19 protein-coding genes are annotated in these 19,258 nt (G+C 64.1%); 10 read left to right on the forward strand and 9 right to left on the reverse strand.

Annotated elements, in window-relative coordinates; genetic code table 11:
* From RMN73_RS10815 to RMN73_RS10825, 3 genes are all read right to left on the reverse strand, one after another.
* Entirely contained in the window at positions 1-567 is a 567-nt protein-coding gene (locus tag RMN73_RS10815) for a hypothetical protein (protein ID WP_309603337.1), read from the reverse strand.
* 142 nt (positions 568-709) lie between these two features.
* Entirely contained in the window at positions 710-1,894 is a 1,185-nt protein-coding gene (locus RMN73_RS10820) for an acetyl-CoA C-acyltransferase (RefSeq protein WP_309603338.1), read from the reverse strand.
* A gap of 1 nt (position 1,895) precedes the next feature.
* Entirely contained in the window at positions 1,896-2,360 is a 465-nt protein-coding gene (locus RMN73_RS10825) for a MaoC family dehydratase (protein WP_309603339.1), read from the reverse strand.
* A gap of 118 nt (positions 2,361-2,478) precedes the next feature.
* Between RMN73_RS10825 and RMN73_RS10830 the strand changes: the two genes are divergently transcribed.
* The gene (locus tag RMN73_RS10830) at positions 2,479-3,240 is read left to right on the forward strand and encodes a hypothetical protein (RefSeq protein ID WP_309603340.1); all 762 of its coding nucleotides are present in this window, start codon (positions 2,479-2,481) and stop codon (positions 3,238-3,240) included.
* On the opposite strand, the gene RMN73_RS10835 is transcribed toward RMN73_RS10830, so the two are convergent.
* Both RMN73_RS10835 and RMN73_RS10840 read right to left on the reverse strand, forming a co-directional pair.
* Positions 3,237-4,337: a mechanosensitive ion channel domain-containing protein gene (locus tag RMN73_RS10835; RefSeq protein ID WP_309603341.1), complete on the reverse strand. Its 1,101-nt coding sequence runs from the start codon at positions 4,335-4,337 to the stop codon at positions 3,237-3,239. The two genes, RMN73_RS10830 and RMN73_RS10835, sit on opposite strands and share 4 nt — an antisense overlap.
* Positions 4,338-4,379: 42 nt before the next feature.
* The gene (locus RMN73_RS10840) at positions 4,380-5,378 is read right to left on the reverse strand and encodes a DNA topoisomerase IB (protein ID WP_309603342.1); all 999 of its coding nucleotides are present in this window, start codon (positions 5,376-5,378) and stop codon (positions 4,380-4,382) included.
* A gap of 76 nt (positions 5,379-5,454) precedes the next feature.
* On the opposite strand from RMN73_RS10840, the gene RMN73_RS10845 reads away from it, so the two are divergent.
* Both RMN73_RS10845 and RMN73_RS10850 read left to right on the forward strand, forming a co-directional pair.
* The gene (locus RMN73_RS10845) at positions 5,455-5,991 is read left to right on the forward strand and encodes a type 1 glutamine amidotransferase domain-containing protein (protein WP_309603343.1); all 537 of its coding nucleotides are present in this window, start codon (positions 5,455-5,457) and stop codon (positions 5,989-5,991) included.
* A gap of 36 nt (positions 5,992-6,027) precedes the next feature.
* On the forward strand, positions 6,028-6,576 hold the full coding sequence (locus tag RMN73_RS10850) for a hypothetical protein (RefSeq protein ID WP_309603344.1): 549 nt from the start codon (positions 6,028-6,030) through the stop codon (positions 6,574-6,576).
* A 6-nt stretch (positions 6,577-6,582) separates the two neighbouring features.
* Here the strand turns inward: RMN73_RS10850 and RMN73_RS10855 are convergent, their stop codons facing one another.
* Together RMN73_RS10855 and RMN73_RS10860 are read right to left on the reverse strand one after the other, a co-directional pair.
* Positions 6,583-6,915 (reverse strand): hypothetical protein, encoded by a 333-nt coding sequence (locus RMN73_RS10855; protein WP_309603345.1) that lies wholly within the window; start codon positions 6,913-6,915, stop codon positions 6,583-6,585.
* Complete coding sequence (locus RMN73_RS10860; RefSeq protein ID WP_309603346.1) at positions 6,912-7,133, reverse strand: hypothetical protein; 222 nt, start codon at positions 7,131-7,133, stop codon at positions 6,912-6,914. The genes RMN73_RS10855 and RMN73_RS10860 overlap by 4 nt, the downstream gene beginning before the upstream one ends.
* Positions 7,134-7,180: 47 nt before the next feature.
* Between RMN73_RS10860 and RMN73_RS10865 the strand changes: the two genes are divergently transcribed.
* Entirely contained in the window at positions 7,181-7,828 is a 648-nt protein-coding gene (locus RMN73_RS10865) for a S24 family peptidase (RefSeq protein WP_309603347.1), read from the forward strand.
* A gap of 39 nt (positions 7,829-7,867) precedes the next feature.
* On the opposite strand, the gene RMN73_RS10870 is transcribed toward RMN73_RS10865, so the two are convergent.
* Complete coding sequence (locus RMN73_RS10870; protein ID WP_309603348.1) at positions 7,868-8,041, reverse strand: hypothetical protein; 174 nt, start codon at positions 8,039-8,041, stop codon at positions 7,868-7,870.
* A 107-nt stretch (positions 8,042-8,148) separates the two neighbouring features.
* Between RMN73_RS10870 and RMN73_RS10875 the strand changes: the two genes are divergently transcribed.
* The 6 genes from RMN73_RS10875 to RMN73_RS10900 are packed head-to-tail and all read left to right on the forward strand — an operon-like array spanning position 8,149 to position 18,674.
* Positions 8,149-8,358, forward strand: coding sequence for a hypothetical protein (locus RMN73_RS10875; protein WP_309603349.1), 210 nt, complete (start codon positions 8,149-8,151; stop codon positions 8,356-8,358).
* A 50-nt stretch (positions 8,359-8,408) separates the two neighbouring features.
* Positions 8,409-10,418 (forward strand): BamA/TamA family outer membrane protein, encoded by a 2,010-nt coding sequence (locus RMN73_RS10880; RefSeq protein WP_309603350.1) that lies wholly within the window; start codon positions 8,409-8,411, stop codon positions 10,416-10,418.
* Between the two features lie 2 nt (positions 10,419-10,420).
* The gene (locus tag RMN73_RS10885) at positions 10,421-14,584 is read left to right on the forward strand and encodes a translocation/assembly module TamB domain-containing protein (RefSeq protein ID WP_309603351.1); all 4,164 of its coding nucleotides are present in this window, start codon (positions 10,421-10,423) and stop codon (positions 14,582-14,584) included.
* A gap of 8 nt (positions 14,585-14,592) precedes the next feature.
* Positions 14,593-16,011, forward strand: a complete 1,419-nt coding sequence (locus RMN73_RS10890; protein ID WP_309603352.1) for an amino acid permease — start codon at positions 14,593-14,595, stop codon at positions 16,009-16,011.
* Entirely contained in the window at positions 16,001-17,284 is a 1,284-nt protein-coding gene (locus RMN73_RS10895) for an MFS transporter (RefSeq protein ID WP_309603353.1), read from the forward strand. Before RMN73_RS10890 ends, RMN73_RS10895 begins: the two co-directional genes overlap by 11 nt.
* Positions 17,274-18,674, forward strand: coding sequence for a hypothetical protein (locus RMN73_RS10900; RefSeq protein ID WP_309603354.1), 1,401 nt, complete (start codon positions 17,274-17,276; stop codon positions 18,672-18,674). The genes RMN73_RS10895 and RMN73_RS10900 overlap by 11 nt, the downstream gene beginning before the upstream one ends.
* Here the strand turns inward: RMN73_RS10900 and RMN73_RS10905 are convergent.
* A partial coding sequence (locus tag RMN73_RS10905; RefSeq protein ID WP_309603355.1) for a PilZ domain-containing protein occupies positions 18,671-19,258 on the reverse strand: 588 nt, incomplete at its 5' end. The genes RMN73_RS10900 and RMN73_RS10905 overlap by 4 nt on opposite strands.

Below are 19,258 nucleotides of genomic sequence, written 5' to 3' on the forward strand. Positions count from 1 at the left end.
TTAGTGAACGGGTGGGTAGTCTGGTTGTTCACTCAACCATTCTTGAACGTGGTCGAGAAGTACTCCTGAATGAACGCCTATCATTCGAACACTATCGATGCCTCGCGGTCTGTGCTCATGCTTTTTGACGCCTTCGAAAACAACAACCAGCTCGCCGACTTTCGCAAGTGGAGCGTCGCCATCGCCATTCGGGTCTCCGCAGCTAGAAGGCATTGAGCCCTCTAGTTTTCGAATTTCGGGCATCGCTCCTTTGATCGGTTTCAGTGGCTTCACTACCGTCGAAAAGCGATATGCCTCCATGTTCGGGTCTGACTTAACAACACGAGCAAGGTATACGACCGGAGCGTGCTCAACCAGCGCTTCGATACGAGAATCTTCGCGCACATTCGACCAAGCTGTGAGTATTTCAGATCGTCGTTCTTCGACTTGTTGTTTGGAAAACCCTGGGAGCCAATCAGTAGGCGTGTCTATTTCGCAGCCTAGTACGGGCGCAGAAATTGAGAGAGTGGCAAATAGCGCTAAGTACTTGAGTCGCATAATATTCTCCCGCGGGAGCGCAATACTCAATTATTCTAGTCAGCGTGGCAAGCCGTCACGGGAACAAGCCCCGTGATGTCAGTCCTGTCCGCTTTGCGGCAGGCTGGCCGGCCTATCGTATCTCTTCGCGCTGCTCCGGCGGCGCTTCGCGCCGGTGTCGCTGCGCTCAGTGCTACAGGACCTCAAACAATCCCGCTGCGCCCATGCCGCCGCCGATGCACATGGTGGTGATGACGTAGCGGGCGCCGCGGCGCTTGCCTTCGATTAGGGCGTGGCCGGTCAGGCGCGCGCCGCTCATGCCGTAGGGGTGGCCGATCGAGATCGCGCCGCCATCGACGTTGAGCAATTCGTCGGGAATGCCGAGCTTGTCGCGGCAGTAGAGCACCTGCACCGCGAACGCCTCGTTCAATTCCCACAGGCCGATATCGTCCATCTTGAGGCCGAAGCGCTCGAGCAATTTGGGGACGGCGGACACCGGGCCGATCCCCATTTCGTCAGGCTCGGTACCCGCGACGGCCATGCCAATGTATCGGCCGAGCGGTTCGATCCCGCGCTTTTCGGCCGCCGCTGCGTCCATAATAATGCAGGCCGATGAGCCGTCGCTCAGCTGGCTGGCATTGCCGGCGGTGATGCTGGTGTTGGGGCCGAGCACGGGGTTCAATGCGGCGAGCCCCTCGAGCTTGGTGTCGGGGCGGTTGCCTTCGTCCTTGTCGAGCGTGATCTCGTGCATCGTGATCGCGCCGCTTTCCTTGTCCTTGACCGCCATCGTGGCGGTGACGGGGACGATCTCGGCGGCGAGGCGGCCCTCGGCCTGCGCGGCAGCGGTGCGCTGCTGCGAGCGGAGCGCATATTCGTCTTGGCGCTCGCGCGAAATGCCATAGCGCTGGGCGACCGTTTCGGCGGTGCCGAGCATCGGCATATAGATATTCTTGTGCATCGCGATCAGCGACGGGTCGCCCGAGACGCGCATTTCGGGCGTCTGCACCATGCTGACCGAATCCTGCCCGCCCGCGGCGACGATATCCATGCGGTCGATGATCACCTGCTTGGCGGCGGTGGCGATCGCCATCAGGCCCGACGCGCACTGGCGATCGATGGTCTGGCCCGAGACGCTGACCGGGCAGCCGGCGCGAAGCGCGACCTGGCGGGCAATGTTGCCGGACTGCGTGCCCTGGGTCAGCACTGCGCCCCACACCACATCGTCGATCTCGCCCGCCTCGATGCCCGCGCGTTCGATCGCGGGGGCGAGGGAGAGGGCGCCGAGCGTTGCGCCGGGCGTCGCATTGAACGCGCCTTTGTAGGCGCGGCCGATCGGGGTGCGGGCGGTTGAGACGATGACGGCGTCGCGTGCGGACATATTATTTCTCCTGGGTGAAAATGAGGCCGAGCCAGCGGGCGGTGAGGGCGGGCTTGGGCTCGCCTTCAATCTCGACCGAGACATCGTGGTGGAACAGATATTGGCCGGGCGCCTTGTCGTCGATCGAGGCCAGCGTGAAGTGGCCGCGAATGCGCTTTCCGGCGCCAACCGGAGCGATGAAGCGGACGCGGTCGAGACCGTAATTGATCGCCATCACGCACGTGTCCGGCACCTGCATCGCATCCGCCGCCATGCGGCTGAGTAGTGACAGCGACAGGAAGCCGTGGGCGATGGTGCCGCCGAACGGGGTCTGCGCGGCGGCGGCGGGGTCGATGTGGATGAACTGGCGGTCTTCGGTGGTCTCGGCGAAGGCGTCGATGCGATCCTGCGACACCTCGATCCAGTCGGATGTGCCGATCGGCTGGCCGACCGAAGCGCGAATGTCGTCAAGGGAGGCGATGGGCATCGGGGAGCGGTCTAGGCGTGCCGGGAAGCCCCTGACAAGCCCCACCCGACCGACGTTACGGAAAGGCGTGGTCAGCGCACGGGTTTGGCGATAGCCTGCGCCGTAAAGGGGGATAAGCGTGCGATTACGGCGGATCATCGAACATGTGCGGGGGCAAAATTGGGTCGCGGTGGCGCTCGATTTGGCGATCACCGTGATCGGCGTGTTCATCGGTATCCAAGTGGCGAACTGGAACGCCGACCGGCAGGACCGGCAGCGCGCGCATCAGGTGCTGGTCGAGCTGTCCAACGAGTTCAAAGGGTTCGACCGTGCCGCGGCGTCGCTGGCCGATTTCTACGACGGGTCGCTCAAGAATCAGCAGGTGCTGCTGGCCAGTTTGCGCGCGGGCCAAGTGCGGCCGGATGATCGCGACAAGGTGCGCGATGCAGTCGCGTTGGGGCTGCTGTATGGCGACCCGCCGCCGCCGTCAGGGACGTACCGCGACCTGTTAAGCTCGGGCAAGCTCGACCTTATCCGGGACCAGCAACTGCGGATCAAATTGGTCGAATATGATCAAAGCATCGATGTCGTCGCGCGATCAGACAATAATATCCAGCTGGGGCTGGTGAGTTTCTACCACGCCTTCGCTCGTCCGATGGTGTCGAGCAGCACCTACGCCCTGCCAAGCTTCACCAAGGACGACTATTTCGTTGATGCGAAAACTGACTTCGCCAACGTCGTCGTCGACATTCCGAAGTTGCTAGCCGATCCCGAGTTTCGCGTTTCGGCGGAGCAAGTGTTCATGGCGCAGCAGTATCGCTTGGTGAATATCCGCATCAGTCAGGGCAAGATCGCCAAGGTCCGCCAACTGATCGAGCGCGACCTCAAGCGCGGCGATTAGCCGCCGGGAGCAGCGTCGGCGGGCATCAGCAGGGTGCCGTCGGGCGCGGCAGTGAAGGCGATTTGCGCGGGGAGGGCGAAGGCGATCTTTTCCTGTGCAAAACGGGTGATCAGCGACAGCATGATCGCCGACCGGTCGGCGGCAAGGCGGTCGGCATCGAGCGTGCGATTCTCGAAGATCAGTTCATGATCGATGCTCGACGGTGCGAAGCCGGTCATCGCAAGGCGGATGAACTTGCAGCCCTTGCACCCTTCGACCGCCGCCTGCGCAATGGCGGCCACGCGCGCCAGCGTTTCGGGTGACGTGGTGTAGGCAAGGCCGAACACCAGGATGGTGCGGCGCGAGCGGCCATCGGCGAGATTGTGGATCTCGCGCTCTAGCAATTTGGTGTTGGCCATGATCACCTGTTCGCCTGACAAGGCGCGCATGCGGGTCGTCTTGAGCCCGATCCGCTCGACCCTCGCGATGGTCTTGTCGAAGCGGATCGTATCACCTCGGCGAAACGGGCGGTCGAACAGGATGGCGAGCGCGGCGAACAAGTCGGAAAAAATGCCCTGCGCGGCGAGGCCGATGGCGATGCCGCCAATCCCAAGGCCGGCGATCAAGGCGGTGACGTTGACCCCGAGATTGTCGAGGATGACGATGATCGCAAGCGCGAACAAGGCGACGCTGACCAGCACGCGGATGATCGAGGTGGCATTGCCAAGCGTCGTCTCGCCGGGGTCGTCGCCAACGCGGCGCGCGATCATGCCGAGGATCAGCTCGCGCGCCCAGATTGCGCCTTGCAGCGTGACGGCGATGATGAAGGCGACATCGACCAGATGCTGCGCGCGCGGCGGCGGGGCGGCGTAGGCCGCGACCATGTCGATCGCGGCGACGACCATGAAGAAGATGGTGGTTCGCGCCAGCACCCGGCCGACGACGCTTTTCCAGCCAATATGGTCGGCCTCGCTTTCGCTGGCGACCATGCGCTGGCCGATGGTCCGGGCGATCAGCATCAGGCCGACGAGTCCGAGCGCGACCAACGATCCGATCATAACCTGGTCACGGTTGACGACCAGCCAGTCGAAGACGGCGAGCGGTTGGGGGTTCTTCATCGCCGCCGAATGGCCGAGGCAGCGCGGGCAATCAAGGGCCGGCTAGGCCGCCGCCTTCTTGCTCTGCGGTTTGCGGGTCAGGAATTTGAGGAACGCTGTCTCGGTACTCGACAGCCGACGCCGGGCGCGGGGGCGGGCCATGCCACGAAGCGGATCGGCGGGGCGATCCTTGACCGCATCGATCAATGACGGGTGGACGTAGCTCTTGCGGCTGATCGTCACCGTGTTGCCAAGGGCTTCGGCGACCGGCTCGATCATCGTCTTGACGCTCAGTTTCTCGGCCTCGTCCTTGGCCAGCAATTGCTCGAACGCGATCACGCTCGCGCCCCAGGTGCGAAAATGTTTGGCGGTGAAATCACCTCCTGAGGACTCGCGGATGTAATCGTTGACGTCCGAACTGCTGATCGGACAGGGCTCGCCATCGTCGGTCAGATATTGGAACAGCATCTGGCCGGGCAATTCCTGGCACTTGCCGACCACGCGCTTCAGGGCAGTGTCGGTGATGCTCGCCTCGTGGACGATGCCATGTTTGCCGGTATAGCGGATCTTGAGGCGACCATTCTTCTTGGCCAGATGGCGGGTGCGCAGGGTCGACACGCCGAAGCTCTTGTTGGCCTTGGCATATTGCTCGTTGCCGATCCGCATATGCTCGGTGTCGAGCAAGCGGACGACGGCGGCGAGCACCTGATCGCGGCCGAGCTTGCGGCGCTTCAAATCAGCTTCGACGCGCTTGCGGATCTTGGGCAGTGCCTCGCCGAATTCTAGGCAGCCGGCATATTTACTGGCATCCTGCTTGGCGCGATAATCGGAGTGGTAGCGATATTGCTTGCGTCCGCGGGCATCCTTGCCAGTGGCCTGGATATGGCCATTGTCACTCTTGCAGAACCATGCGTCGGTGTACGCCGGAGGAAGGGCAAGCGCGTTAAGTCGGTCGATCTCGTCGCGGTCGGTGAGGCGGGTGTCGCTGTCGAAATAGCCCCACTTTTCGCCCTTGCGCTGGCGCGTGTAGCCCGGTTCGCTATCGCTTGAATGACGCAACATATTGCCTGACCCTTTGTTTGGGGGTTCAAGCGGCGAGCGCGCGGGTTGTTCCCGATTCGAAAGGGATTGCGGGTTTATGGGCGACCTCGAGGGCAAAAAGGTGCTGATCGTTGCCACCAACCGGTTCGAGGAAAGCGAATTGTTCGGCCCGCGCGAATTATTGATGGCGCGCGGCGCGACGGTGACCTTGGCGTCGCTGGCGCTGGAGGCGATCCTGGGCACGGTGCACGACGCGCCGGGACGAACGATCGAGCCCGATCTGCTGATCGCGGACGCACACGAAGCCGATTATGATGCGCTGCTGCTGCCCGGCGGGGTGGGCAATCCCGATCGACTGCGCACTGAGGCGACCGCCATCGAGCTGATCCGCGCCTTTGCCGATGCGGGCAAGCCAGTGGCGGCGATTTGCCACGGGCCATGGCTGCTGGTCGAAGCGGATGTGGTGCGCGGTAAAAGGGTGACGAGCTGGCCCTCGATCCGCACCGACTTGCGCAATGCGGGCGGCGAGGTGGTCGACGAAGCGGCGGTGACCGACGGCAATATCATCACCAGCCGCGAGCCTGATGATGTTCCCGCCTTCACCGAAGCGCTGGCGCAGGCGTTGCAGTCCTAACCATATTGAAGGGTTTTCGGCCTAATTCCTGTGGCCATGAGCAAGGCGCAGGATCGTGGACCGCTGGACTGGCTGGTCGAAGTGGCGGGGGCATCGGCCCCGGCTGTCGCGGCGGCGTTCGCGGCGTTCAACTTGGCTCCGATCAACGGCTGGCCAATCGCGCCTGCCATGCTGATCGGTGGAGTGGCGACATTTGCAGCGGCGTGGGCGGCGATGCGGCTCATTCCGGCGGAAGCGCACCATCTCGCGCTGCCTGACTTCGGCGGCGTGGTGCTCGAAGATGAATTATTGCTCGATCAGCCATGGGCGGCCGAGGATGACATATTGTTGCTCGATCAGCCGCTGGTGGAGCAGGGCAGCGCCGCCGTGGCCGAATTGTTGCTCGATGATGCGCTCCCGGTGGCCGAGCCCGGGTCGCGCGTGGTGCAATTGTTTGCCGATGGGCGGATGCCGAGCGCTGGCCAATTGCTGACCCGCATCGACCGCCATTTGAGCGACAACGGAAAGCGCGCACCCTCGTCAAATGCGTCTGACGCGCTGAGTGAAGCACTGGCCGAACTGCGTCGTTCGCTCCGCCAAGCTTGAGCCGCCTTACTCCGCAACCGTCAGCGCTTCTATTTCAACCAAGATCGAGCCATCGGCCTGGTCGCTCGGTGGCCGGATCAGGGCGATGTCGGCGACGATTTGACCCGGGATGGTGAAATCGGCCTCTTCCAACCCATCGACGAGCAACGTCACCGGGCCGGCCGCGCCCGGGCCCGGGATTCGCAAGATAATCTCGTGCCGCTCGCCGGCGAGGGTCAGCGAATTCCAGTCCATCGATCGGAAATCGCTAAGCAATATCCTATTTCGATCGACGCCTGCTCTTGCCAGCAAGGCGCGTAGCAACCCGGCCGCAGCGGGCGACATGGCGAGTTTCATCATCGCGCATCCTCCAGGAACCCGACCACCCGCGCGATCGTCTGTGGACGCGGTTCGCGCCCTCGTCTTAGGTCGAAAACAAAGCGCGGATCGTTCAACGCGTCGCGTCCAAATCGGGCCGCCGGCACCCCCGAAGAACGCAGGAAAACTTCAATTTCTCGCAATAAATGCACGGTGGAAAATCCCCGATGGAAGGCGACTCGGCAATCGGCTTTTTCCAACGCAATTCCTACTTGTCTAGGGCGTATCCTATGAATATGGTAAATATATGCCGAACGATCCTAGGAAGGTGCTAGAGCGCCTATGTGCGGAGCGTGGCGAGGATTTTGCTGGCCTGTCACGGCTGCTGGGCAAGAACCCCGCCTACATCCAGCAATTCATCCGCCGCGGTACGCCGCGCCGATTGCGCGAGGACGAACGCGGTAAATTGGCGCGCTATTTCGGGATCGCCGAAAGCCTGCTCGGCGGACCCGAGCCGGTTGACGACGCGCCGTCCGGGATGATCGCTGTGGCGCGAAGTGCGGTGCGTGCGTCGGCCGGGCCGGGCGCGATTCCGTCGAGCGAGGAAGCGACGCCCTATTTCGCGTTCGACCGCCGCTGGCTCAAGGCGCTGACCGGCGCACCGGCCGATCATCTGTCGATGATCCGGGTCGAGGGCGACTCAATGGCCCCAACATTGAATGACGGGGACGACATTCTGATCGACCGGCGCGACGCCGCAGGGCCGCTGCGCGACGGAATATACGTGTTGCGGATCGACGAGAGCCTGCACGTCAAGCGGCTGGCGGTGCACCCGATGGGGCGGCTGGTAACGGTACAATCGGACAATCCGGCTTATTCGGACTGGCCCGATTGCGCGATTGGCGATGTCGCCTGCATCGGCCGGGTAATCTGGGCGGGGCGTAAAATCGTTTAAGGGTTTGTTTGAGAGGTGCCGTCTTACAGAAACAAACCTTTAAGACGACCGCTTGCGATCCTTGAGCCATACCAGGGTTGCGATCAGCGTGCCGACCAACGTGCCGGCAATCGCACCGACCAAAGCCATCCCGAGATAGGCGCCGATCGCGAAGCCGACGAAGATCGCGACGACGAGGTAAAAGCCGCCCGCGGCGGAGGGTCTGTCGTTCATTCATCGCCCATGCCCTGACGCGCGTCGGGGATCAAGAAATGATGGTATATGGATCGTTGACGGCGTTTGTGCGGGGGGGCGAAAGCTTGTCTTGCTAAGGCAAATGCATGTCGGATTATTTCATCGCCGGGCGGACCACCGTCACAGACGCTGTATCACTGGTCGATGAATATGGCCCCGATGCGCCGCTCGCCGCAGCGATGCGCGCGGTGCAAAGCCGCCAAGTCGGCAATGTCCTGAAATTTTGCCACTGGCGACAGATTGAACGGCTGTCGGCCCTGCTCGCCAGCAATAATATCGAAGGATCAGTGCACTAAGCCAGTTTCACGGACTGGCGCTGTTCAGGTGCGCGCTCTAGGCTGGCATCATGATATCGGGTGGATTGAAGCGCAGGCGGTCGCGGCTGCTGGCGGTGGCAGCGTGCGCGGTGGCACTGCATGCGCCGGGTCTCGCCCAGCAGCCCGCGCCCGATCCCGCCCAGCTCGACCCCAATGCGCCGATGGACGCAATGCCCGACCTGGGGGTCGACTGGCCCGATATGAATGCGCCCGATGCCAAGCCCGAACCCGAACCTGTGGCGACGCCGGGCGATGCGGCGTCGATCGAACCCCCCGATGCCGGTGTATCGATCGACGATTCGGCGGCCGCGCGGCGCTATGCGGTTCGGCTGGAAGGGCTTGGCGCGGCCGAGAGCGTGGAACTGCTCGATGCGTTCAAGAAACAATCGGTGCTCGACGAAGGTGACCGCAAGCCCGCCAATGCGGCGCAGATCGATCGCCGCGCGCGGGCCGATTCCGATCTGCTGACCAGCCTGCTCCAGTCGCAAGGCTATTATGATGCCGAGGTCGATACGGCGATCGGGCTCGAAGGCGACACGATTGCGGTGACTTTGCGCGCCACGCCGGGCGCGCGCTACACGTTCGAGACGGTCGATTTTCCCGGGCTCGCCGAAGCGGGCGGAGAAGCGGCGCCATTGCGCGAGGCGTTCGCGGTCAAGGCCGGCGATCCGGTGGTTGCCGAGCAGGTGATTGCGGCAGGGGTCGCGCTCAAGATCGCGCTGGGCGAGCAGGGGTTTGCGACGGCCGACATTGGCGCGCAGGATATCGTCATCGACCACAGCACGTTGACCGCGAAGCTGGTGCTTCCGGTCCAGCCGGGACCGGTAGCCTATTTCGGCGCGATCCATGTCAGCGGCGCGCCGCCATTTTCGGCGCGCCACGTCGGGGTGATTGCGCGGTTTAAAGGCGGCGACAAGTTTGAGCGGTCACAGGTCGACGATCTGCGGCGTGCGCTGGTCGCGACCGGGCTGGTGGCGTCGGTCGAGACCAAGGTCGTGCCGCGCGACGCGGGGCGGATCGTCGACATCGACGTCCATCTCGAGCCTGCGCCGATGCGCACCATCGCGGGCGAGCTTGGCTATGGCACGGGCGAGGGGATCAAGGTCGAGGCCAGCTGGCAGCATCGCAATTTCTTCAATCCGGAAGGGGCGCTAACGGTGCGCGGGGTGGCGGGGACGCAGGAGCAGTTGGCGTCAGTGTCGCTTCGCCGAAGCAATTTCCGCCAGCGCGACCAGGTGCTGACCGCGCTCATCTCGGCCAGCAATGTCGATCGCAAGGCCTATGCCGCGAAGACGTTCCAATTGTCGGGCGGGATCGAGCGGCAGAGCAATTTCATCTGGCAGAAGAAATGGACCTGGAGCCTGGGCGGCGAGCTGATTGCCTCGGATGAGCGCGATACCGTTCGAGCAACCGGCGAAGCGCGGCGGCGGACATTCTTCATCGGCGCGATTCCGGCCAGTCTCGGCTATGACGGCAGCGACGATCTGCTCGATCCGAAACGCGGCTTCCGGCTTGGCGGGCGGATCAGCCCCGAACTGAGTTTTCAAGGCGGGACTTTTCCCTATGTCCGCGCCCAGTTCGACGCCTCGGCCTATCGCCCTGTGTCCGACCGGATCGTCGCGGCCGGGCGGATCCGGCTGGGCACGATCATCGGCGCGCGGCGCGATGATGTTGCCCCGTCGCGGCGTTTCTACGCTGGCGGCGGCGGATCGGTGCGCGGTTATGCCTATCAGCAACTGGGGCTACGCGATGTCGACGGCGACCCGATCGGCGGACGCAGCCTTGCCGAATTCAGCCTTGAGGCACGGATCCGGCTGAAGCAGTTTGGCGGCAATTTCGGAATCGTGCCATTCCTCGACGGCGGGACGTTGACCGACACATCGCGGCCCGATCTTCGCAACTGGCAGTTCGGCGCCGGGCTTGGCGTGCGCTATTATTCGAGCTTCGGGCCGATCCGGCTCGATATCGGCACCCCGATCAATCCGCGAACGGGCGACAGTCGGGTCGCGGTCGCGGTGTCGCTGGGCCAGGCGTTCTAGACATGAATGACGTCGCCGCGGAACCGCCGATCATCCGGGTGAAAAAGCATTGGTCGCGGCGTTTGGTCAACGAATTGCTGGCGCTGCTGGCGGCGTTGTTGCTGCTGGCGGTGGCCGGGCTCGTACTGCTCGACACCGCGCCGGGGCATCGCTGGCTGGTCGACCGGATCGCGGGGCTGGAGACCGCGTCGGGGCTGAAAATCGAGATCGGGCGGATCGAAGGGTCGGTGTTCGGCAATTCGCACCTCAAGAATGTCCGCGTGTCCGACCAGAAGGGCGTGTTCCTGACCTCGCCCGACATATTGCTCGACTGGGCACCGGGCGCGTGGATCGGCAACCGGCTGCACGTTGACCGAATGACGGCGGAGCGGATGACGCTGTCGCGGCTACCGGCACTTAAGCCGACCGGGCGCACCGGACCAATCTTGCCCGGCTTCGATATCCACATCGGCCAGCTCGAGGTGAAACGGCTCGAACTTGGATCGGCGGTCACCGGGCGGCCACAGGTAGGCATGCTCAGCGGATCGGCCGATATCCGCCGCGGTCGCGTTCAGCTTCGGTTGGATGCCGCGGTCAAGAATCTCGATCGATTGCATTTGGTGATCGATGCCGAGCCCGACCGCGACAAGTTCGATATCGAGGCCCGGGCATCGTCGCCCGACAATGGTCTGCTGCCCGCCTTGTTCGGGTCGAAGCGGCCCTTATTGCTCGACGTCCGGGGCGACGGAACCTGGAGTCGGTGGCGTGGCAAGGCAGTGATGCGGCTGTCCGATCGCCCGGTGGCTGCGCTCGATCTGGCGGCGGCTTCGGGGCGATACAGCCTGTCGGGCAAGCTCGCCCCGGCGCCGTTCCTTAAAGGCAGGTTACAGCGGCTGACCGCGCCGGTGATAGCGGTCAAGGGTTCCGGGACGCTCAAGGGTCGGCTGCTCGACGGCGAGTTGCGGCTGTCGTCGCCGTCGATCCGCGCGGTGGCGCGCGGTGGGCTCGACCTTGGCGGCAACGCCTATCGCCAATTGCGGATGGGGGTCGATTTGCTCCGGCCGCCGGCCTTGTTCGGCAATATGCAGGGCAAGAATGTCCGGCTGGTGCTGACCCTCGACGGCGGCTTCGGGCGCGCCAATTACGCCTATCGCCTGACCAGCCCCCAGGTCCAGTTCGACAATATTGGCTTCACCGACGTGCGCGCCGAAGGGCGGGGCATTGGATCGCCATGGCCGATGCGCGTGCCGCTGCGGCTCCAGGCGCGCAGCGTCACCGGGGTCGGCGATGTAGCGGGCGCAATCCTCGCCAATTTCCGGCTCGAGGGCATGTTGTCGGTGACCGACAAATTGGTCCGCGGCGACAATCTCAAGCTCACCAGCGACAAATTAAGCGGCAAGGTGTCGCTGATGATCGACTTGCGAGACGGCAAGTTCGACATCGTCATCTCGGGCGGTCTGGCGCGTTATTTCATTCCCGGGATCGGCATCGTCGACGTCAAGAGCGACCTGCGCGTCATTCCCGGGCCGAACAAGAAAGCGCGCGTGGTTGGCAAGGCCGAGGCGTGGGTACGGCGGCTCGACAATGATTTCTTCGCATCGCTGACGGGCGGGCTGCCGCGTCTCACCACCGATCTCGAGCGCGGCGCGGACGGCATCCTCCATTTCACCAACCTCCAGCTCTATTCGCCCAAGCTGCGCTTGTCGGGATCGGGCTATCGCCGCCGCGACAAGACCTTCCACATCGAGGCCAGCGGTCGGCAGGCCAAATATGGCGCAGTGAAGATGGTACTCGACGGGCGGATCGAGCGGCCGCGAGTCGAGCTGCTGCTGCCCAGCCCGAACCAGGCGATGGGCATCCGCGACATGCGGCTGTCGCTCGATCCGCAGGCCTATGGCTTCGACTATCGCGCCAGCGGCGGATCGAAGCTCGGGCCGTTTACGTCGACCGGGCGGATCTTGCTGCCCAGGGGCGGGCGGGCGACGATTGCGATCGCCGCGCTCAACGTCGCCGAATCGGTCGCGCGCGGCGACCTTCGCTCTGACCCCGGAGGGTTCACTGGCCAGCTGGCGGTCAGCGGCGGGCTTGGCGGGACGCTCGGTTTCCGCCCCGTCGGTGGCTCGCAATTGATCGAGGCGCATCTGACCGCAACCAATGCGCGGTTCGCGGGCTCACCGGTAATTGCGATCCGCACCGGCAAGCTCGACGGCACCATTCTGCTGGAGGATGAGCGCACCTCGCTCGACGGGACGTTCGTGGCGCGGGGCATGGCCTACGGCGCGATCGATATTGCCCGGTTCACGGCCTCGGCCAAGCTGATCAACGGCAGCGGCCAGGTCCGCGCCGCCATCGCCGGGCGCAAGGGCCGCGCGTTCGACCTGGTTGCGCTGGCCGACGTCTCGCCCGACCGGATCAGCGTCACCGGGCGCGGCGAAGTCGACCGGCGGGCGTTGATCCTAGACAGTGCGGCAGTGCTGACCCGCGCTGGCGATGGTTGGCAAATTGCGCCGACCCGGGTGCGCTTTGGCGGTGGCCGCGCAACATTATCGGGGCGCACCGGCTCAAGCCCTGAAATCCACGCCGATCTGACCAGCATGCCGCTGCAATTGCTCGATATCGGCTGGTCCAAGCTCGGGCTTAGCGGAATTGCCACCGGCAAGCTCGATTATCGTTGGCATGGCACTAATGGCGCGCCGAGTGGCCGCGCCGACTTGCGGGTTCGCGGACTTGCGCGCGCCGGACTCGTGCTGTCCTCCAAGCCGATCGATGTCGGTCTCGCGGCCGTGCTCGATGGCGGCAAAGCGGCCATGCGCGCGGTGGCGGTCAGCGATGGCAAGACCATCGGCCGGGCGCAGGCGCGCTTTGCACCACTGGGTCGCGGCCCGATCCTAGGCGAACTGATCAATGCGCCGATGACGATGCAGGTACGCTACGCGGGGCCAGCCGATACATTGTGGCGGCTGTCGGGAGTCGAGATTATCGATCTCAGCGGCCCGGTTGCGATTGGCGCCGACATCAGCGGCCGGATCGTCGATCCGCAAATCCGCGGCTCGATCCGCGCGGTCAACGCCCGCATCGAAAGCGCGGTGACCGGCATGGTGGTGCAGAACCTCAATGCCAGCGGCCGCTTCGGCGGGTCGCGCCTCGTGCTCGACCAGATCGGCGGCAAGACCCCGGCGGGCGGAACGATTGCGGGCGCGGGGTCGGTCGATTTCTCGGGCGGGCGGCCGCAGCTCGACCTCAAGTTCAACGTCGTCAACGCGCAATTGCTCGACCGCGACGATATCGCCGCCACCGTCACCGGCCCGCTGGCGATCCGCTCCGACGGGCGTGGGGGGCGGATCTCGGGGCAGCTCAAGCTCGACCGCGGGCGCTTCACTTTGGGCAAAGCGAGCGCCGCGTCGGCCGTCCCGCGCCTCGCAGTGCGCCATGTCGGCCGCGACGCCGAGGATGTGATCGAGATTGCCGATCTGACCCCGTGGACGCTCGACCTTAAAGTGGCCGGCGGCGACCTGATCGTTCGCGGCCTTGGGATCGACAGCCGCTGGACGACCGATCTGGCAATCGGCGGCAATGTCTCCGCGCCGAGCTTCAACGGCCGCGCCGACCTCATCCGTGGCAATTATGAATTCGCCGGTCGCGGCTTCCGGCTCGACAAGGGGATCATCCGTTTCCGCGGCGAAAGTCCGCCCGATCCGTTGCTCGACATCCATGCCGAGGCGCAGGTCCAGGGGCTCGACGCGGCGGTCACGGTGCGCGGTACGGGATTGAAGCCCGAGATTGCCTTCACCTCGGTGCCCCAGCTCCCGCAGGATGAATTGCTGTCGCGGATCCTGTTCGGCACTTCGATCACCAACCTCGCCCCGGCCGATGCGGTCCAGCTCGCCTCGGCGATTGCCGCGCTGCAATCGGGCAATGGCAGCCTTGACCCGATCAACGCGATCCGCCGCGCGGTCGGGCTCGATCGCCTGCGCATTCTCCCGGCTGACATTGCGACGGGCCAGAAGACGGCGATCTCGGCGGGCAAATATCTCGGCCGTAAACTCTATGTCGAGGTAATCACCGATGGGCAGGGCTATTCGGCGACGCGGATCGAATATCAGGTCACGCGCTGGCTCTCGATCCTGTCGTCGATCTCGACAATCGGACGGACCAGCGCCAACGTGCGCGTCAGCAAGGATTATTAGGGGGCACAATGAACAATTGGAATTTCCGCAAGGCAGTGGTCGCGCGCGACGATATGCCCGAGCATCATCGCCTGGCGCAGACCCTGTCGTGGCCGCATCTCGTCGCGCTTGGTGTCGGCGCGATCGTCGGCACCGGCATCCTCACCTTGATCGGGGTTGGCGCGGGCAAGGCAGGGCCGGCGGTGATCCTGTCATTCGCCATCGCCGGGCTGATCTGCGCCTGCGCGGCATTGGCCTATGCCGAAGTCGCGACGATGATTCCGGCGTCGGGCAGTGCTTACACCTACTCCTACGTGGTGTTCGGGGAGTTGCTGGCGTGGATGATCGGAGTCGCGTTGATCCTTGAGTATAGTCTGGTGGTGAGCGCGGTGGCGGTCGGCTGGTCGGGCTATGCTGCGGGGTTCCTGCAATCGGTCGGGATGGGGCTGCCAAGCGCGCTGATTCAAGGACCGGAGATGGGCGGGATCGTCAATTTACCCGCGATCTTCATCATCGTTGTTGTCGCTGGATTGCTGATCGCCGGAACCCGCGAGAGCGCGACGCTCAACGCCATATTGGTGGTAATCAAGATGCTTGCGCTGGCACTGTTCGTCGCGGTCGCGGTGCCGGTGTTCAATGCCGATAATTTCCACCCGTTCATGCCTTATGGTTTCCCCAAGAGCGGGGTGTCGGGCAGCGAGGTCGGGGTGATGGCTGCGGCGGCGATCATCTTCTTCGCTTTCTACGGCTTCGACGCAATTGCGACGGCGGCGGAGGAAGCCAAGGATCCGGGCCGCGATCTTGCGATCGGGATCGTCGGGTCGATGGCCTTGTGCGTTTTGATCTACATGATCATCGCCGCGACCGCGGTCGGCGCGATTGGCTATACGCGGTTCGCCAACAGCCCCGAACCGCTCGCGCTGATCCTGCGCGAGATTGGCCAGCCATGGGCGGCGCGGGTGCTCGGCGCATCGGCGGTGATCGCGCTTCCGACCGTCATCCTGGCGTTCTTCTTCGGGCAGAGCCGGATCTTCTTCACCGTCGCGCGTGATGGACTGCTTCCGGCCAGCCTGGCGCGGGTATCGTCGCGCGGGACCCCGGTGCGGATCACCATCTTCACCGCGATCATCGTGTCGATCATCGCCGGACTGGTTCCGCTGGCCGAAATCGCCGCGCTCGCCAATGCCGGGACGCTGGCGGCGTTCGTCGCAGTGTGCGCCGCGATGCTCGTGCTCCGCAAGCGCGAGCCCGACCGCGAGCGCCGGTTCAAGGCGCCGCTGCCTTGGGTGATCGGGATCGGCGGAATCCTTGGCTGCCTGTATCTGTTCATCAGCCTGCCGGCGCAAACCCAATTGTTCTTCTTCGCGGCGCAGGGGATCGGGCTCATATTGTACTTGATCTACGGCCACGGCGCGGCGGCGAAAGCCCGGGCGGCGCATGGCGGCTGATGCCCGGCGGCGGCTGACCAACATCGTCGGCGGCAGCGCCGGCAATCTGGTCGAGTGGTTCGACTGGTACGTGTACTCGGCCTTCTCGCTCTACTTCGCGCCGGTGTTCTTCCCCAAGGGGGATAGCACGGCGCAATTGCTCAACACCGCCGCGGTGTTTGCGGTCGGCTTCATCATGCGGCCGATCGGCGCGTGGGTGATGGGGATGTATGCCGACCGGCGCGGGCGCAAGGCGGGGCTGACGCTGTCGGTGTCGCTGATGTGCCTCGGCTCGCTGGCCATCGCCTGCGCCCCGACCTACGCCGCCGCCGGATTGCTGTCGCCCGCGATCCTGATCGCGGCGCGGATGGTGCAGGGGCTGAGTCTCGGCGGCGAATATGGCTCGAGCGCGACTTACTTGAGCGAAATGGCGGGCAAGGAACGGCGCGGTTTCTGGTCGAGCTTCCAATATGTCACCCTGATCGGCGGGCAATTGCTCGCGCTCGGATTGCTTCTAGTGCTGCAATCGCAGCTTGGCGAAGCGGGGATGGAGTCGATCGGCTGGCGGATCGCGTTCGGCATCGGCGCAGTGCTGGCGGTGGTGGTGTTCATCATCCGTCGCAACCTGACCGAGACCGAAAATTACCAGAAAGTCGCCGCCGCCGGAAACCGGCCAAAATCGAGCGGTGCCAATCTGTTTCGGGATCATCCCAAGGAAGCGCTTCTGGTGATGGCGCTGACCGCCGGGGGCACGCTCGCCTTCTATGCCTACACCACCTACATGCAGAAATATCTCGCCAACACCGTCGGTTTCGACCGAACCACCGCGTCGCGGATCATGACCGCGGCACTGTTCGCCTTCATGCTGCTCCAACCGGTCGGTGGCGCCTTATCGGACCGGGTCGGGCGGCGGCCGGTGATGATCTTTTTCGGCATCGGCGGGGCGCTCACGACCTATCCGTTGTTCGTCGCGCTCGAGAAGACGACCAGCCCGTTCGCGGCGTTCGGGCTGGTGATGGCGGCGCTGGTGCTGGTTACCGGCTACACCTCGATCAATGCGGTGGTGAAGGCCGAATTATTCCCCGCCCACATCCGCGCCCTCGGGGTGGCCTTGCCCTATGCCATCGCCAACACCTTGTTCGGCGGGACGGCCGAATATGTCGCGCTTTATCTCAAGCAGATCGGCCACGAGCGCTGGTTTTACATCTACGTCTCAGTGGTCATCCTCGGCTCGCTGATCGCCTACATCAGAATGCGCGAGACCAAGCATGCGAGCCTGATTGATGGCGATTGAGCGGATCGATATCGAGCGGATTACAGTTGTCGCCTTCGGGCTGATCGTGCCGGCGATCATCGGCAGTTCGCTGACCATCTTCAACGATGGCGACATCCACTGGCACATTGCGGCGGGGCAGTGGATCCTCGACCATCGCGCGGTGCCGACGGTCGATCCATTCTCCTTCACCTTTGGCGGCCGGCCGTGGATGGCATTCGAATGGGGATCGCAGCTCATCTACGGCGGCGCCTATCGCCTGGAGGGCTATGCCGGGGTCGCGGCAGTGGTCACCGGACTGCTCGTCGCGCTGCACCTGATCATCATCGCCAACGCCCGCCGCTGGCTTGGGCCGATGGGCGTTGCGATCACCATTATCTTGCTGAATCTAGTCATTATTCCGATGACCCTGGCCCGCCCGCATATGTTTGGGTGGGTGCTGCTCGCACTGTGGTTGCACGTGCTGCTCAAGGCCCGCGAACAATCCCGCGCCCCACCTTTGATCGCCGCCGCCTTGATGATCCTGTGGGTTAACCTCCACGGTAGTTTTGCCATTGGCCTGGTAATCGCCGCAATCTTCGCGCTCGACGCGTGCATCGAGGCGCGGTGGCGCTGGCCGGTGGTACGCGGCTGGCTGCTGTTCGGGATTGGCTCGGCGCTGGGTGCGATGATCACGCCAAATGGCATTGACGGTTTCCTCTATCCGCTCAGCGTCGCGCAGTTGAAGACGCTGCCATTGATCGTCGAATGGCGGCCGAGCGACTGGAGCCGAACCCCGTACTTCTTCGTCGCGATCGGCCTCGCTGCGTTGCTGATGGCTTGGCGCGGAGTGAAGCTTCGGCTGGTAATCGCGGGATTGCTGGCTTTGCTGCTGCTGATGGCGTTCCACCAGATGCGGCACCAGGCGGTGCTCGCGATCGTCGCCGCGATGCTTCTGCCCAAGGCGCTGGGCAGGGCCGAACGAGGGGCGCTGTTCGATCACGCGCATCGTTGGCGGATCGCAGTTGGGGCTGGCGCGGCAATCGCAGCCCTGTTGCTGTTTCGAGCGACCTTGCCGCTCGAGCCGACCGAGAATGGCGCTTATCCCAGGTCCGCGATTGCCGCGCTTCCGGCCGACTTGCGGGCCGCGCCGGGGCTCAATGATTACAGCTTCGGCGGGCCGCTGATCCAGGCCGGGATCAAGCCTTATATCGACGGTCGTTCGGACATGTATGGCGATGCGTTTTTTGCCGATTATCAACGCATTCTCGATGGTGATCGCGGCGCATTCGACCGGGCCGCGACGCATCATGGATTGCGCTACACGATGCTTGCACCGCGCTATGCGGCACTGATTGCGCGGCTCGACTCAGACCCGGCGTGGCAACGCATTTACGCCGACCAGATCGCGATCATCCACCGCCGTCGCTAGCGCTTGAGAAAGCCCTCGAGATCCTCGCGCAAATCGCGCAGGCTTGCGCTGTCCCAGCCACCGGAAGAATCGTGTTTGATGTCGCTGAGATAGGCCGGGCGAACCCATTTGTGATTGGCGACCTCGGGCTTGACCTTGGCCAGCAGGCTGATGTCGAACGGGGTCGCAAACTGCAGCCCGACCTGATCGCCGCGTGACCAGGTGACGGTGGCGAAATGTTGCCCTGCGCCGGCCAGGTCGAGCAAAACTTCGGCATGGGGTGGGAAGGCGACATCGCTGTCGACCAGGGCGCCGCTTTCCGAAATATTGCGGAACCGAACGCGGGACGATTCGTGGCTGTAATGGATTTCGCCCCACCAGATCAAAGGATGGCGAAGGTCGCTGCGGCGCTGGGCGCCGGTCGGCGCATCCCTGGCGGGCGCTGCCGGAACTGAATTTGATGCCTGAGCAGCGGGCCGGTTGGACGTCTTGCCCGCATCGGGGAAGGAGCGCTTGAGCACCTCGAGCAGCATTGCGTCGCGCGTCGCATCGTCGCCGCCAACCTGGGTTTCATGCGCGAATTCAAGTCCGACACGATTGCCGCG

The organism is Sphingomonas sp. (genome assembly GCF_031372575.1).
Classification (GTDB): domain Bacteria; phylum Pseudomonadota; class Alphaproteobacteria; order Sphingomonadales; family Sphingomonadaceae; genus Sphingomicrobium.